This window comes from Tabrizicola flagellatus, from assembly GCF_046295235.1.
Lineage (GTDB): Bacteria > Pseudomonadota > Alphaproteobacteria > Rhodobacterales > Rhodobacteraceae > Tabrizicola > Tabrizicola flagellata_A.
In genome coordinates this window covers 1-14,151 of the sequence record NZ_JBKBLV010000058.1, presented here as the reverse complement: position 1 = coordinate 14,151, position 14,151 = coordinate 1, and the positions used below count along the sequence as shown (strand labels likewise).

General features: G+C 66.6%; 14 protein-coding genes and 1 pseudogene. 9 read left to right on the top strand and 6 right to left on the bottom strand.

Annotated elements, in window-relative coordinates; genetic code table 11:
• The first annotated feature begins 32 nt into the window (after positions 1-32).
• Entirely contained in the window at positions 33-1,280 is a 1,248-nt protein-coding gene (gene arsJ / locus ACK4IU_RS17480) for an organoarsenical effux MFS transporter ArsJ (protein ID WP_409737747.1), read from the top strand.
• Here the strand turns inward: arsJ and ACK4IU_RS17475 are convergent.
• Together ACK4IU_RS17475 and ACK4IU_RS17470 are read right to left on the bottom strand one after the other, a co-directional pair.
• Positions 1,267-2,421 carry an MFS transporter gene (locus ACK4IU_RS17475; RefSeq protein WP_409737741.1) on the bottom strand — a complete coding sequence of 385 codons (1,155 nt, stop codon included), beginning with the start codon at positions 2,419-2,421 and terminating at the stop codon, positions 1,267-1,269. The genes arsJ and ACK4IU_RS17475 overlap by 14 nt on opposite strands.
• The gene (locus tag ACK4IU_RS17470) at positions 2,418-2,732 is read right to left on the bottom strand and encodes an ArsR/SmtB family transcription factor (RefSeq protein WP_409737739.1); all 315 of its coding nucleotides are present in this window, start codon (positions 2,730-2,732) and stop codon (positions 2,418-2,420) included. The genes ACK4IU_RS17475 and ACK4IU_RS17470 overlap by 4 nt, the downstream gene beginning before the upstream one ends.
• A gap of 259 nt (positions 2,733-2,991) precedes the next feature.
• Between ACK4IU_RS17470 and ACK4IU_RS17465 the strand changes: the two genes are divergently transcribed.
• From ACK4IU_RS17465 to ACK4IU_RS17445, 5 genes are all read left to right on the top strand, one after another.
• The gene (locus ACK4IU_RS17465) at positions 2,992-3,693 is read left to right on the top strand and encodes a GntR family transcriptional regulator (RefSeq protein ID WP_409737736.1); all 702 of its coding nucleotides are present in this window, start codon (positions 2,992-2,994) and stop codon (positions 3,691-3,693) included.
• Positions 3,694-3,775: 82 nt separating this feature from the next.
• Entirely contained in the window at positions 3,776-4,735 is a 960-nt protein-coding gene (locus ACK4IU_RS17460; protein WP_409737733.1) for a dihydrodipicolinate synthase family protein, read from the top strand.
• A gap of 1 nt (position 4,736) precedes the next feature.
• Complete coding sequence (locus ACK4IU_RS17455; RefSeq protein ID WP_409737730.1) at positions 4,737-5,966, top strand: NAD(P)/FAD-dependent oxidoreductase; 1,230 nt, start codon at positions 4,737-4,739, stop codon at positions 5,964-5,966.
• Between the two features lies 1 nt (position 5,967).
• The gene (locus ACK4IU_RS17450) at positions 5,968-6,969 is read left to right on the top strand and encodes a 4-hydroxyproline epimerase (RefSeq protein ID WP_409737727.1); all 1,002 of its coding nucleotides are present in this window, start codon (positions 5,968-5,970) and stop codon (positions 6,967-6,969) included.
• A gap of 360 nt (positions 6,970-7,329) precedes the next feature.
• On the top strand, positions 7,330-7,908 hold the full coding sequence (locus ACK4IU_RS17445; protein ID WP_409737724.1) for a hypothetical protein: 579 nt from the start codon (positions 7,330-7,332) through the stop codon (positions 7,906-7,908).
• Between the two features lie 217 nt (positions 7,909-8,125).
• On the opposite strand, the gene uvrC is transcribed toward ACK4IU_RS17445, so the two are convergent.
• From uvrC to ACK4IU_RS17425, 4 genes are all read right to left on the bottom strand, one after another.
• On the bottom strand, positions 8,126-9,982 hold the full coding sequence (uvrC, locus tag ACK4IU_RS17440) for an excinuclease ABC subunit UvrC (protein ID WP_409737721.1): 1,857 nt from the start codon (positions 9,980-9,982) through the stop codon (positions 8,126-8,128).
• A 301-nt stretch (positions 9,983-10,283) separates the two neighbouring features.
• Positions 10,284-11,057, bottom strand: coding sequence for an SDR family oxidoreductase (locus ACK4IU_RS17435; RefSeq protein ID WP_409737718.1), 774 nt, complete (start codon positions 11,055-11,057; stop codon positions 10,284-10,286).
• Positions 11,054-11,239, bottom strand: coding sequence for a hypothetical protein (locus ACK4IU_RS17430; protein ID WP_409737715.1), 186 nt, complete (start codon positions 11,237-11,239; stop codon positions 11,054-11,056). Before ACK4IU_RS17430 ends, ACK4IU_RS17435 begins: the two co-directional genes overlap by 4 nt.
• A complete protein-coding gene (locus ACK4IU_RS17425; protein ID WP_409737744.1) occupies positions 11,240-12,031 on the bottom strand; it encodes a S49 family peptidase in 792 nt (263 codons plus the stop codon).
• Positions 12,032-12,092: 61 nt separating this feature from the next.
• On the opposite strand from ACK4IU_RS17425, the gene ACK4IU_RS17420 reads away from it, so the two are divergent.
• The 3 genes and pseudogenes from ACK4IU_RS17420 to ACK4IU_RS17410 all read left to right on the top strand — a co-directional run.
• Positions 12,093-12,974, top strand: coding sequence for a LysR family transcriptional regulator (locus tag ACK4IU_RS17420; RefSeq protein ID WP_409737712.1), 882 nt, complete (start codon positions 12,093-12,095; stop codon positions 12,972-12,974).
• A gap of 87 nt (positions 12,975-13,061) precedes the next feature.
• Positions 13,062-13,520 carry a formate dehydrogenase subunit gamma gene (locus tag ACK4IU_RS17415; RefSeq protein WP_409737709.1) on the top strand — a complete coding sequence of 153 codons (459 nt, stop codon included), beginning with the start codon at positions 13,062-13,064 and terminating at the stop codon, positions 13,518-13,520.
• Positions 13,517-14,151 (top strand): annotated as a pseudogene (locus ACK4IU_RS17410) (formate dehydrogenase); the annotation flags it as partial. The gene ACK4IU_RS17415 and the pseudogene ACK4IU_RS17410, both read left to right, overlap by 4 nt.

Here is a 14,151-nt window from a genome sequence, read left to right as displayed (position 1 = left end):
CCCGGTCCGCCCGCCAGCCACAGGCGCCGCCGATGACCGCACCGAACCCCATCCGAGCCTATGCCGCCGTCACCGCGGCCTACTGGGCCTTCATGCTGTCGGATGGCGCGCTCAGGATGCTGGTCCTGCTCCACTTTAACAGCCTCGGCTTCACGCCGATACAGTTGGCCTGGCTGTTCCTCCTCTACGAAGTCGCCGGCATCGTCACCAACCTTGCAGCCGGCTGGCTCGCCGCGCGCTTCGGCCTGGCAGCGACGCTTTACGGCGGGCTCGCCTTGCAGATCGGCGCCCTCGTGGCGCTCGCGCAGCTGGACCCCGCCTGGTCGATCCCGGCCTCGGTCGCCTTCGTGATGGCGGTGCAGGGCGTGTCGGGCGTGGCCAAGGACCTGGCCAAGATGTCGTCGAAATCGGCCGTGAAACTCCTCGCGCCGAAGGAGGACGGCGGGCTGTTCCGCTGGGTTGCCCTGCTCACCGGGTCGAAGAACGCGGTGAAGGGCCTGGGGTTCTTCCTGGGCGCGGCGCTTCTGGCGCTGGCGGGGTTCCGGGCGGCGGTCTGGGGGATGGCCGCGGTGCTGGCCGTCATCCTGGTTGCGGTGGTCCTGTTCCTGCCTGCGGGCCTGCCGGGGCGGATGAAGGCGGACGAGGCCTGGGGCGGCTGGCGGTCGAAGGACGCGCGGGTGAACCGGCTCAGCCTCGCCCGCATGTTCCTGTTCGGCGCGCGAGACGTATGGTTCGTCGTCGGCATCCCGGTCTATTTCCAGGCGGTGCTGTCCGACGGCACCCCCGAGGGCCGGCGCGCGGCCTTCTTCCTGATTGGCGGGTTCCTCGCGCTGTGGATCATCGCCTATGGCGCGGTGCAGGCCGCTGCCCCACGCCTGCTGGGCGCCAAGGGTCAGGCGCAGGCCGAGACGACCCGCAAGGCGATCCTCTGGGCGGGATTGCTGGTGCCGATCCCCTTCCTTCTGGCCGCGGCGGCCCTGGCGGCAGGCGGCCCGGCGCCCTGGCTGACCGCGACGCTGATCGCGGGCCTCCTGCTCTTCGGCTTTGTCTTCGCGGTCAATTCTTCGGTCCATTCCTACCTGATCCTCGCCTTCGGATCGGCCGAACGGATCACGCGCGACGTGGGCTTCTACTACATGGCCAATGCGGCGGGGCGGCTGATCGGGACGCTTCTGTCGGGCCTCAGCTACCAGGTCGGCGGGTTGCCGCTGTGCCTGGCCACGGCGGGGGTCATGGCGCTGGCAAGCTGGCTGGCGGCCCGCAGGCTCAGCCGCGCCTGATCGCCAGAAGCGCCAGCGTCGCCAGCACCCCGATCCCCGCGGTCAGCCAGATCGCTTGCAAGCCCCAGGCCGCCAGCGCCGCGCCGAAGACCAGCGGCGCGGCGGCCTGCAAGACCCGCGCCGGGGCATTCAGCCAGCCCAGCCGCGCGCCATAGCCGGCCGCGCCGAACAGCGCCAGCGGCAGGGTGCCCTTGGCGATGGTCAGGATCCCGTTCCCCGCCCCGTGCAAGAGCGCGAAGGCATAGGCGGCAGGCCCGCCGAACCCCACCAGGCAGACGGCGGCCAGCGGATGCGCCGAGGCCGCCAGCCGGGCCGAGATCAGCGGATGGAACCGTCGCAGAAGCCCGAACTCCAGCACCCGCGCCGCCACCTGCGCCGGGCCGATCAGCGCCCCGGCGGCGATCGCCATGGCGCTGCTCGCCCCCGCCGCCTGCAACAGGCCCGGCAGATGCGCGGCCATCGCGGTCGAGTTGAACCAGGTCACGGCGAAGACAAAGGCCAGAAGCCAGAGCGCCAGCCGCGAGGGCGGCGGGCCGTCCGCGGTCTCGGCCATGTTCGGCACGATCCGTTCCGTTCCCTTCGGGAGCAGCGCGTTCAAAGGCAGGGCCAGCGCCAGATGGATCAGCGCCCAGCCCAGGCAGGCCTCGCGCCAGCCCCAGGTCGCCAGCATCAGACCCGACAGCGGCCAGCCCACCGTGCTGGCAAAGCCGGCGATCAGGGTGATGCCGGTGATCGGGCCGCGCGCCTCCTTGCCATAGATTCCGGCCAGGGTGGCGAAGGCCGCTTCGTATAGCCCCATCCCCATACCCATCCCGATCACCGCCCAGCCCAGGAACAGAAGGCCTGGCGAGTCCGCGACGGCCAACAGGGCCAGCCCGGCGGCGAAGACAATGTTGGACAGGATCAGAACGCCCCGCCCGCCGATCCGGTCGATTCGAGCCCCGGCCCAGGGTCCGACCGTCGCCGAGACGACCATCGCCATCGAGAAGGCGCCGAACACCCAGACCGGCGACAGCCGGAAGCTTGCCGCCATCGGCGCGGCCAGCACGGCGGGCACATAATAGCTGGAGGCCCAACCGATGGTCTGCGCCGTGCCCAACGCGGCGACGATCCAGCCTTTGCGGGCAGGCGAAACTCTCATTCCGGGGACCGATCTCCCGCGCCGGACGCCCCCGCGCAACATTCGGCGGCCAGGTGCTCGATCAGGGCCCGCATGACAGGGTAGTTGGCATGACAGATCAGCGAGGTCCCGACACGCTGCTGCCGGATCAGGCCGACCTGCACCAGCGCCCGGCAATGATGCGACAGGGTCGATCCCGGGATGCCGAGCTGCTCCTGGATCTGACCCATGGTCTGCCCGGGTTCGCCCGCCCGCACGAGCAGCCGGTAAAGCCGAAGGCGGGTCGGGCTGCCCAGGGCTGCAAGACGCGCGGCGGCAAGGTCCGTATCCATGACCGCATTTAATTCGGTATTTCCAGAAATATCAAAACAAATGTTGCGCCCGGTCATGGTAACGGATGTCCTTGTGTGGGCCTTGTGCTAGACTGGTGTGGTAACAGGATGGCACGAAGATCGTGCCCTGTGTGAAAGCGTATGGATTTCAATCAATTGACATCCGCCTGTGCCAGTTTCCGGTGAAGGTGCGCCTATCCAGACAAATCCGTTGCTCTGCCGGGCCTGTGCTGTATTCGTTTCTCGATCAGGGGGCCAGATGACGACCAGTGACGACCTGCAAGAGCGCAAGCGCGGGACCGGAGCCCGCCTGGTCTATGAAAGGCTGCGCGAGGAGATACTGGATCTCGTGCTGCAACCCGGAGAGCCGGTGGACGAGATCGGACTGGCCGAGCGGCTGTCGATGTCGCGCACGCCCATTCGCGAGGCTCTGGTCCGGCTGGCCTCCGAGGGGCTGGTGACGCTTCTGCCCAACCGCTCGACGGTCGTGTCGCAGATCGACTTTCCGAACCTGCATCACTTCTTCGACGCCCTGACCCTGATGTACCGCATGACGACCCGACTTGCGGCCGAGTTCCATGACGATGCCGACCTTGCCACCATTCGCGGGCGCCAGCACGACTTTTCGCGGGCGGTCCTGTCCGGAGACACGGCCGGGATGATCCGGCTGAACCGCGATTTCCACATCGCCATCGCCGAGGCGGGCCGCAATCCCTATTACCTGCAACTCTTCGCGCGCCTTCTTGATGAAGGTCGCCGGATCCTGCGCCTCTACTACTATCCGGCCTTCGAGCCGCGCCTGCCGCATCCGTATATACAAGAGCACGAGGCGATCATCGCCGCCCTCGCCGACCGCGATGTGGATACATGCGATCGCCTGGCCAAGGACCATGCCGACAAGATCGTGCAGCAGATCCAGGCGATGATCGCGCGCGATCTGCGGCGCGATGTTCCGCTGTGAGATTCTTGTCGACAAATAAAATACAAAGCCTATGCTGAATGTCACGTCGGCGGGAATCATCGGCAAAACGGAGGAGTGGCGCATGAACTCGGATATCTTCTCGGGCACCATCCCGGCCCTGATGACCCCCTGCAAGGCGGACCGCACGCCTGACTTCGACACCCTGGTCGCCAAGGCGAAAGAGCTTGTGGGTCTGGGCATGTCGGCGGTCGTTTACTGCGGCTCCATGGGCGACTGGCCGCTTCTGACCACCGAACAGCGGATGGAGGGGGTGGAACGGCTGGTGAGGGCGGGCATCAAGGTCGTCGTCGGCACCGGCGCGGTGAACACGCAGACCGCCGCGGCGATCGCGGCTCATGCCCAGAAGGTGGGCGCGCACGGGCTGATGGTGATCCCGCGCCTGTTGTCGCGCGGCACGGTGGTCGCGGCGCAGCGGCTGCACTTCAAGGCGGTCCTTTCCGCCGCACCGAACCTGCCGGCGGTGATCTACAACAGCCCCTATTACGGCTATTCCACCAAGGCCGACCTGTTCTTCCAGATCCGCGCCGAGCATCCGAACCTGGTCGGCTTCAAGGAATTCGGCGGCTATGACGACCTGTCCTATGCGGCGAGCGCGATCACCGGCGCCTCGCCCGACCTGAAGCTGATGATCGGTGTCGATACGGCGGTCTACCACGGCTATGTCAACTGCAACGCCGACGGCGCGATCACCGGGATCGGCAACGTGCTCCCGCGCGAGGTGCTGCATCTGGTGTCCCTGTGCCGTGCCGCCCAGAAGGGCGATGCCGAGGCGCGGCGGCTGGCCTATGAGCTGGACCAGGCGATGCAGGTCCTGTCCGAGGTGGACGCGGGCCCGGACCTGGTCTTGTTCTTCAAGCACATGATGGTCCTGCGCGGCGAGACGGCCTATATCCACCACTTCAACGAGGGCGATGAACTGTCGGCCAGCCAGAAGGGCTTCATCGAGGCGCAACTGAAGATGTTCGACGCCTGGTATGCCGATTGGGCCAAGCAGCCGGAGGCGCGGAAATACGCCGCCTGAGATGAAGGTCACCGTCATCGGGGCCGGGGTCATCGGCCTGTCCGCCGCGCTGATGGCGCAGGCGCGGGGTCTGTCGGTCACGGTCATCGACCGGGAAGGCCCCGCCGCCGGGGCTTCGGCTGGCAACGCCGGGGCCTTCGCCTTCACCGACATCCTGCCGCTGGCCTCGCCCGGCATCCTGCGCACGGCGCCGAAATGGCTGCTGGATCCGCTTGGCCCGCTGACCATCCCGCCCGCCTATGCGTTGCGGATCGCCCCGTGGCTGTATCGCTTCTGGCGGGCCTGTTCGCCCCGGGCCGTCGCGGCCTCGACCTCTGCCCAGACCGCGCTGATGGACCTGAGCCGCGCCGAGCTGGAGCCGTTCCTTGCGTCCACCGGCACGCTGCCGATGCTGCGCAAGGACGGCAACCTGCAGGTCTACGAGAGCGAGGCGGAATTCCGCGCCTCGCTGCCCGGCTGGGAGGCCCGCACCGCCCACGGGATCGAGTTCCGGCACATGGGACCGGAGGAGATGGCTGCGCTGCAACCGGGCCTCTCGCCGCGCTTCATCAAGGGCACATTCACCCCCGGTTGGTGGTCCATCGCCGACCCGAAGCTGTATGTACAGGCGCTGGCCGAGCGGTTCCGCGCCCAGGGCGGGACGATCCTGCAGGCCGAGGTCACGGGCTTGGCGCCGCAGGGTGAGGGCGTGTCGATACAGACCACGGACGAGCCGATGAGCGCCGACAAGGTCGTCCTTGCCGCCGGGGCCTTTTCGCACCGCATCGCCGCCACGCTGGGCGAGCGCATCCCGCTGGAGACCGAACGCGGCTATAACACCACGCTGCCGCCCGGGGCGCTGGACCTCCGCTGCCAGATCACCTTTGGCGGCCACGGCTTTGTCATCTCGCGCCTGTCCACGGGCATCCGGGTGGGCGGTGCGGTGGAGTTGGGCGGGCTGTCCCTGCCGCCGAACTTCAAGCGGTCTGAGGCCATGTTGCGGAAGGCAAAGGCTTTTCTGCCGGACCTGAAGACCGGGGGTGGGACCCAGTGGATGGGCTTCCGCCCCTCGCTGCCCGACAGCCTGCCCGCAATAGGGCGGTCAAAGGCCTCCCCCAACGTTGTATATGCATTCGGTCACGGGCATCTGGGCCTAACCCAAAGCGCGGGCACCGCGCGGCTGGTGGCGGACTTGTTGACCGATGTATCGCCCGCGATCAATCTAGACGCATTTTCGTCCCAGAGGTTCTGACATGGCCGTATATACGTTCTCCTGCCTCGACGGGCACACCTGCGGCAATCCGGTGCGGCTGGTCTCGGGCGGCGGCCCCCGGCTGGAAGGCGCGACGATGCTGGAACGCCGGGCGCATTTCCTGCGGGAGTTCGACTGGATCCGCACCGGGCTGATGTTTGAACCCCGGGGGCACGACATGATGTCGGGCTCGATCCTCTATCCGCCGACGCGGGCGGATTGCGACGTGGGGGTGCTGTTCATCGAGACCTCGGGCTGCCTGCCGATGTGCGGGCATGGGCTGATCGGGACGGTGACGATGGGGCTGGAGAACGGGCTGATCACCCCGCGCGAGCCGGGGCGGCTGGCGGTGGATGCTCCGGCTGGGAAGGTCGAGGTTTCGTATATACAGGACGGGCGGTTCGTCGAGGAAGTGCGGCTGACCAACGTGCCGGGTTTCCTTTATGCAGAAGGGCTTACGGCGGAAGTTGAGGGCCTGGGTGAGGTCGCGGTGGACGTGGCCTATGGCGGCAACTTCTATGCGATTGTGGAGCCGCAGAAGGCCTTCCGCGACATGGCAGACCATACGGCGGGGGAGCTGGTGGGGTGGTCGCCGAAGCTGAGGGCCGCGCTGAATGCGAAGTATGAGTTCGTGCATCCCGAGCATCCGCAGATCCGGGGGCTGAGCCATATCCTGTGGACCGGCAAGCCCACGGTGCCGGGGGCCCATGCGCGCAACGCGGTGTTCTACGGGGAAAAAGCGATTGACCGCAGCCCTTGCGGGACCGGAACCTCGGCCCGGATGGCGCAGCTGGCGGCGAAGGGGAAGCTTAGCGTCGGCGACGAGTTCCACCATGAGAGCATCATCGGGTCGATCTTCAAGGGGCGCGTCGAGGCTTCCGTCACCGTTGCCGGGAGGGAAGCGATTGTCCCCTCTATCGCCGGCTGGGCGCGGCAGACGGGAATCAACACGATCTTCATCGACGACCGCGATCCGTTTGCGCATGGGTTTGTGGTGAAGTAGCCGCTGGGGCGGCGTTCGGTGCGTTAGATCAAGGGGTTGGCTGTAGATACGGCGTCTTCTTTGCGTCTACATCGCGCCTACACTCCATGCATACGCGCGTATGCACGGAAGGGCGTTAACCATCCGCCGCGAATCGGGGCTGGCCGCGTGCCCCCCACCCCCGGCCCCTCCCCACGGAGGGGGAGGGGAGGTGCTTGGGGCTTCTGATGCGCTGAGGGGGCTGGGGGAGCGCCGGGGGTGGGCGGGGGATGCCTCCGGCGGGGATATTTGGGGACATGAAGCCGTATGGGGTTTCGGAGGGTGTGGGGGAGCGGGGGTGTGGTAGGTTGAGGCGGTGCGGTTGAGGTTGGGTGATTTGGGATGAAGAAGGTTCTGGTTGTTGCGGCGGTGCTGTTTGCCTTGGCCTGGATGGTCTTCACGACCGGAAGGTATAGCTGGCACCAGAAGCTGACCATCACTGTCGAGACCCCGGCGGGAGAGGTCTCGGCCTCATCGGTCAGCGCGGTCAGTTGGCGCAAGCACTGGATCCGTTGGGATGGCATGGGCTGGAGCTACGACCTGACCGGCGAAGCGGTGGTGGTCGAGGTCACGCCGGGGCGGTACCTATTTGCGCTTCTCAAAGGCGCGGGGACGACGGAGTATATGGGGTCAGTCGCCGCCGCTTCGATCGCCGGTCGCGAGGGGCGCGTGCTGGACGAGGCGCTTTTCAGCGAGGTCCATTACCGGCGGGACAGAGCTGCGGGAGTGATCGCCGTGCCGGAGTTTCAGTATCCGATGCTGGTGACCTTTGACGACATCACCAAGCCCGAGACGGTGCGGGAGGTGGACCCGGCGGACCTTGCGGCTGTGTTTTGGGAGGGGGTGCGGTTTAAGGCGGTGACGCTGGAGATCACGCGGGAGGCGGTGACGGAGGGGCGGGTTGAGGGGGTGTTGGGGTGATTGTGTAGCTACATGAATCCGCATAGGCGATTGAGCGGGAAGAGCGGAGCAATTGACGACAATGAGTTGTCAAACAATCTCGGTCCCGGCAGTTTCTCAATTGGAGGGTGCAAGTGATTGTGTCCTTCCCGCGAAAGTCGGCATACGGACATTAGCGGATGGATCTCCGCCTTCGCGGGGATGACAAAGGGAGTCGGGCTGAAGCCCGACCTACGGGTCACCCCTTCGCAGAGAAGTAGTCCGCGATGGTCTTGGCCATGGCCTGGGAGATGCCGTCCACGGCTTGCAGGTCCTCGACCCCCGCCCGCGCAACGGCCTTCGCTGACCCGAAATGCTGGAGTAGGGCGCGTTTGCGGGTGGCTCCGATGCCGGGGATGTCGTCCAGCGGCGTCACGGACACTGCCTTCGCCCGTTTGGCGCGGTGGGCGCCGATGGCCCAGCGGTGGGCCTCATCCCGCAGGCGCTGGATGAAGTAGAGGACGGGGTCGTTCCTCTGCAGGGCGAAGGGGCGTTCGCCGGGGCGGTGGAATTCCTCTTTCCCGGCGTCGCGGTCGATGCCCTTGGCGACGCCGACCATCGCGATGTCCTCGACGCCCAGTTCGGACATGATCTCGGCCACCGCCGACACCTGCCCGGCGCCGCCGTCGATCAGCAACAGGTCGGGCCACATGTCGGTCTTGCGGTCGGGGTCTTCCTTCAGCAGGCGCTCGAAGCGGCGGGTCAGGACTTCCTTCATCATGCCGAAGTCGTCGGAATTGGCCCCGGCCTCGGACTTGATGTTGAACTTGCGGTATTGCGATTTCAGAAAGCCTTCCGGCCCGGCGACGATCATCCCGCCCACGGCATGGGCGCCCTGGATGTGGGAGTTGTCGTAGACCTCGATCCGCTGCGGCGGGGCGTCGAGGTCGAAGGCTTCGGCGAGGCCGGTGAGAAGCTTGTTCTGCGTGGTGGACTCGGCCATCCGGCGGGCGAGGCTTTCGCGGGCGTTTCGCACCGCGTTTTCGACCAGTTCCGCCTTCTCGCCGCGCTGGGGGACGGCGAGTTCAACCTTGCGGCCGGCGCGGGCGGAGAGCGCCTCGGTCACCAGGTCGGGGTTGTCCACCGCATGCGACAACAGGATCAGGCGGGGCGGGTCCTTGTCGTCGTAGAACTGGGTGAGGAAGGCCTCGAGGATCTCGGGCTCCTCCGCGCCCGCGCCGGTCTTGGGGTAGAAGTCGCGGTTGCCCCAGGACTGGTTGGCGCGGATGAAGAAGACCTGCACGCAGGCCTGGCCGTGTTCGAGGTGGAGCGCGACGACGTCGGCCTCGGAGACGCCCTGCGGGTTGATGCCCTGGGACTGCTGGACCTGGGTCAGCGCCTTGATCCGGTCGCGGAGCGCGGCGGCGCGTTCGAATTCCATCGCCTCCGAGGCGGCGGCCATGTCGCGGGCGAGGTCGGCCTGCACGCTGGTCGTCTTGCCTTCGAGGAACCGCTTGGCGTCCTCGACAAGACCCGCATAGCCCTCGACGCTGATCTTGCCGACGCAGGGGGCCGAGCAGCGCTTGATCTGGTATTGCAGGCAGGGGCGGGTGCGGCTGTCGAACATCGCGTCCGAGCAATTGCGGAGGAGGAAGACCTTCTGAAGCTGGTTCAGGGTGCGGTTCACCGCGCCCGCTGAGGCGAAGGGGCCGAAGTAGGCGCCCTTCTCGGACTTCTTGCCGCGGTGCTTCTTGATCTGCGGAAAGGGGTGCTCGGCCGAGATCAGGATGTTGGGGAAGCTCTTGTCGTCGCGCAGAAGCACGTTGTAGCGCGGCTTCAGCTGCTTGATGAGGTTCTGTTCGAGGAGAAGCGCCTCGAGTTCCGTCCGCGTGGTCAGGAACATCATCGAGGCGGTTTCGTGGATCATCCGGGCAATCCGCGCCGAATGGCCGGAGGGCCGGGCGTAGTTCGTGACACGTGCTTTCAGGTTGCGCGCCTTGCCGACATACAGCACCTCGGAGGCTGCGTTCAGCATCCGGTAGACGCCCGGAGAGCCGTCGAGCGTCTTCAGGTAATCCTGGATCACCTCATGTCCGCTGCGGGGTCTGTCGTCCATGGTTTTGGGCCTGTCGATTCTCGCTTGGGGCTGCCACCGAACCGAGGTGGAGGCAAGAGGAAACCTGTCCACGGAATCTGGGGATAACTCTGCGGAGAAGATTTCGGGATTACGGATTTTCCCTTGTTTTCGGCCCGTTTCGTGAACTTGCCCATTTTTTAGGCGGTTTATCAAGGGATTGATTAATATGAAAAAATTTTTTGTTGATCATGCAAATCCCTGAAATTCCAAACGAATTGTGACCAAGCCGTGACAGGTTCGTGAGAAGTGGACAAGTTGCCGCGGCGTCGGGATTTCGGGGCTATTCAACGCCCAGAACATCCGGGGTCTTCCACCCGAGATGCTGCCCGCCATCGACGGCGATGAACTGACCGGTCACGCCGGGGCTGTCGAGGAAGAATCCAAGCGCGGCGGTGATGTCGGACGGGTTGGCGCCACGCTTCAGCACCGTCGCGGCGCGTTGGCGCGCGAAGTGGTCTTCGGTCTGACGGCCGCCTTTCAGAGTGGGGCCGGGGCCGATGGCGTTCACCCGGATGTTCGGCGCAAGGCCCTGGGCGCTGGTCTGCGTCAGCGCCCAGAGACCCATCTTGGCGATGGTATAGGTGGAAAACTCCGGCGTCAGCTTCAGGATGCGCTGGTCGATCATGTTGACGATCAGGCCCTGGGCAAGCGGCTCTCCCGCCGGGTCGAGCCTGGCCGGGGGGCATTGGCGCGCGAAGGCCTGCGTCAGCACATAGGGCGCGCGCAGGTTCGACTCGATGTGCCGGTCCCAGCTTTCCCGGGTCGCGGTGTCGATCCGGTCGTATTCGAAGATCGAGGCATTGTTGACCAGCACCGTCAGCGGACCGAGGGCCTCGGTCGCGGCGGGGATCAGCGCCTGGGTCTCGGCCTCGACCAGCAGATCCGCCCGGAAGGTCCGGGCGCGGCGGCCCAGGGCGCGGATCTCGGCGGCAACGGACTCGGCCGCCTCGGCGGAACTGGAATAATGCACGGCGACATCATGGCCGCGCTCTGCCAGATACAGCGCCATCGCCCGGCCCAGCCGCTTGCCTGCCCCCGTTACCAGCGCCGTCATTTCGCCTTGCCTCCGCAGTCGCATGTCTTCTGGCCGATCAGATAGCGCCCGCATGTGCCGCAGCGAGGGGGGCCTTCGCGTTTGCGCAGCGCTTTCGGAAGGGCCGAGGGGAACAGCACGCGACCGATCAGGGCAACCAGCACCATGCCGGCCAGGAACAGGGTGATGATCTTGAACAGCATCTACAGCCCGTACCGCGCCCAGAGCGCCCGGTCCTCGATGGCGCCGAGGGTCTCGTCCACCAGCGACAGGCCAAGCCGCTGGAACAGGCTGCGCCGGCGGCCAAACGGGATGAGCTTGACCTTCTCGCCGTAAAGCGCCTTCAGCTTCGGGACCAGATGCGCCACGCCGTCGGTCAGGCCAAGGTCCACCGATTGCTGTCCGGTCCAGATGTCGGCGTTGAAGAGGTCGGCGGTCTCATCCAGACGCTTGCCCCGGCTGCGGCGGACATGGTCGATGAAGGCCTGGTGGATCGGGGTTTGCAGGGACTTCAGCCGCTCCACGTCCTCGGGCTTCTGCGGGAGGAAGGGGTCGGCGAAGCTTTTCGACTTGCCCGCCGTCACGACGCGCCGCTCGACGCCTTGACGCGCCATCAGTTCCGGGAAGCCGAACGAGGCGAAGATCACGCCGATCGATCCGACCAGGCTGCTCTGGTCCACCCAGATGTCATCCGCCGCGCAGGCGAGCCAGTAGCCGCCCGAGGCCGCCACATCCTCGACGAAGGCATGCACGGGCACCTTCTTCTCGTCTGCGAGCCGCCGGATGCGCGCGGCGATCAGGCTGGATTGCACGGCCGAGCCGCCGGGGGAATTGACCTGGAGCGCCACGGCGGTGGGCTTGATGCGGAAGGCCTTCTCAATGAGGGGTGCAAGAGCCTCGTCGTTCAGGCTGCGGGCGCCGGTGCCGATGGTGCCGCCAAGGCGGATCACCGGGACGAAGGCGGGTTTCGGCAGGAAGGGAATGAAACGGCGCATGGGCCAGAGGTAAGCGGTAAGGGCCTTGCGGGCAAGGGCGGCGCGCGGCAGGGTCTGGCGCATGATCGACAAGCTGGAAATGTTCATCGCCCTGGCCAAGGAACGGCATTTCGGCCGCGCGGCCGAGGTCTGCGGGGTGACGCAGCCGTCGCTGTCCAGCGCGATCCGGCAGCTGGAGGATCAGCTGGGCGTGCAGCTGGTGTTTCGCGGCAGCCGGTTCCAGGGCCTGACGCCGGAAGGCCAGCGGGTGCTGGACCGGGCACTGGGCATCATCGGCGACGTGCGCGCGCTGAAGGACGAGATGCGGGTGGTGCGCAGCGGGCTGTCGGGCAACCTGCGCCTGGGCGTTATCCCCACGGCGCTGCCGATGGTGGCCGACCTGACCGGCCCCTTCACCCAGAAGCATCCCAACGTCCGCGTCTCGATCCTGTCGCGGACCAGCGTCGAGATCCTGACCGGGATCGAGGCGCTGGATCTGGAGGCGGGGATCACCTACCTGGACAACGAACCCCTGGGCCGGGTCGCTCAGGTGCCGCTTTACACCGAGTTCTACCGGCTGCTGATCGCACCGGGGGCGGAACTGGCGCATCGCCGGCAGGTCAGCTGGGCGGAGCTTTCCACGGTGCCCCTGTGCCTGTTGACGTCGGACATGCAGAACCGGCGGATCGTCAACCAGCACCTCGGCGAGGCCGGGGTGGATGCGGCGCCGATGATCGAGTCGAACTCGACCATGGCGCTGGTGGCCCATGTGCTGACCGGGCGCTGGGCGTCCATCGTGCCGAAGAAGCTGGCCGACATGTTCGTGGCCGACGGGCGGCTGGCCTCGATCCCGATCGTCGAACCCGAAGCCGAACATACGGTTGGCCTGATCGCCGCCCGGCGCGACCCGCAGACGCCAGTATTGCAGGCGCTGATCGACGAGGCGGTGCGGCTGTTTCGATAGGCGGTGTCTATCAACTGACGGTATATCGAAATTGAGAATCCTATCAATTGGCGTATACATGTGCATGCCAGCCAGAGGTTTGCCCGCATGCTCGATTCCCACGTACAGTCCGGCCGGATTGCCGAGATCCTTGAGGCCCATCAGGGGCTGGAGGGGCCGCTGTTGCCGATCCTCCACGAGGTGCAGGAGGCGTTCGGATACATCCCGGAATCCGCCGTGCCGCAGATCGCCAAGGCGCTGATGCTGTCGAAGGCCGAGGTGCATGGGGTCGTCAGCTTCTACCACGATTTCCGCGAAAAGCCGGCCGGGCGGCATGTGATCAAGCTTTGCCGGGCCGAGGCCTGTCAGACCATGGGTGCGGATGCGGTGGCGGACCGGATCAAGAAGGCGCTCGGGATCGACTGGCATGAAACCACGGCGGACGGTCGCGTGACGCTGGAGCCGGTGTTCTGCCTTGGCCTCTGCGCCTGCGGGCCGGCGGCGATGGTCGATGGCCGGCTGGTGGGCCGGGTGGATGAAACCGTGGTCGCGGAGGTGGCGAAATGAAGGTCTTCGTTCCTCTGGATTCGGCGGCGGTTGCGCTGGGGGCCGACAAGCTGGCCGAGGCCATCGTGGCGCAGGGCGCGGCGCGCGGGGTTACCGTTCAGGTCGTGCGCAACGGCTCGCGCGGGATGGTCTGGCTGGAGCCGCTGGTCGAGGTGGTGACGGACAAGGGCCGGGTGGGCTTTGGTCCGATGACGCTGGCCGACGTGCCGGGGCTGTTCGGCGACCTGTCGGCGCATCCGAAGGCGCTGGGGCTGGTCGAGGAGCTGCCCTGGATGAAGGGGCAGACGCGGCTGACCTTTGCCCGGGTGGGGGTGATCGACCCCTTGTCGCTGGACGACTATCGCGCGCATGGCGGGCTGGTGGGGCTGGAGCGTGCCAAAGGCATGACCAAGGCCGAGATCGTGGCCGAAGTGACGGAGTCCGGCCTGCGGGGCCGGGGCGGCGCGGGCTTCCCGACGGGGATCAAGTGGAAGACGGTCTCCGAGGCGCCGGGCGACCAGAAATACATCGTCTGCAACGCCGACGAGGGCGACAGCGCCACCTTCGCCGACCGGATGCTGATGGAGGGCGATCCCTTCTGCCTGATCGAGGGCATGGCGATTGCCGGGCTCGCCTGCGGGGCGACCAAGGG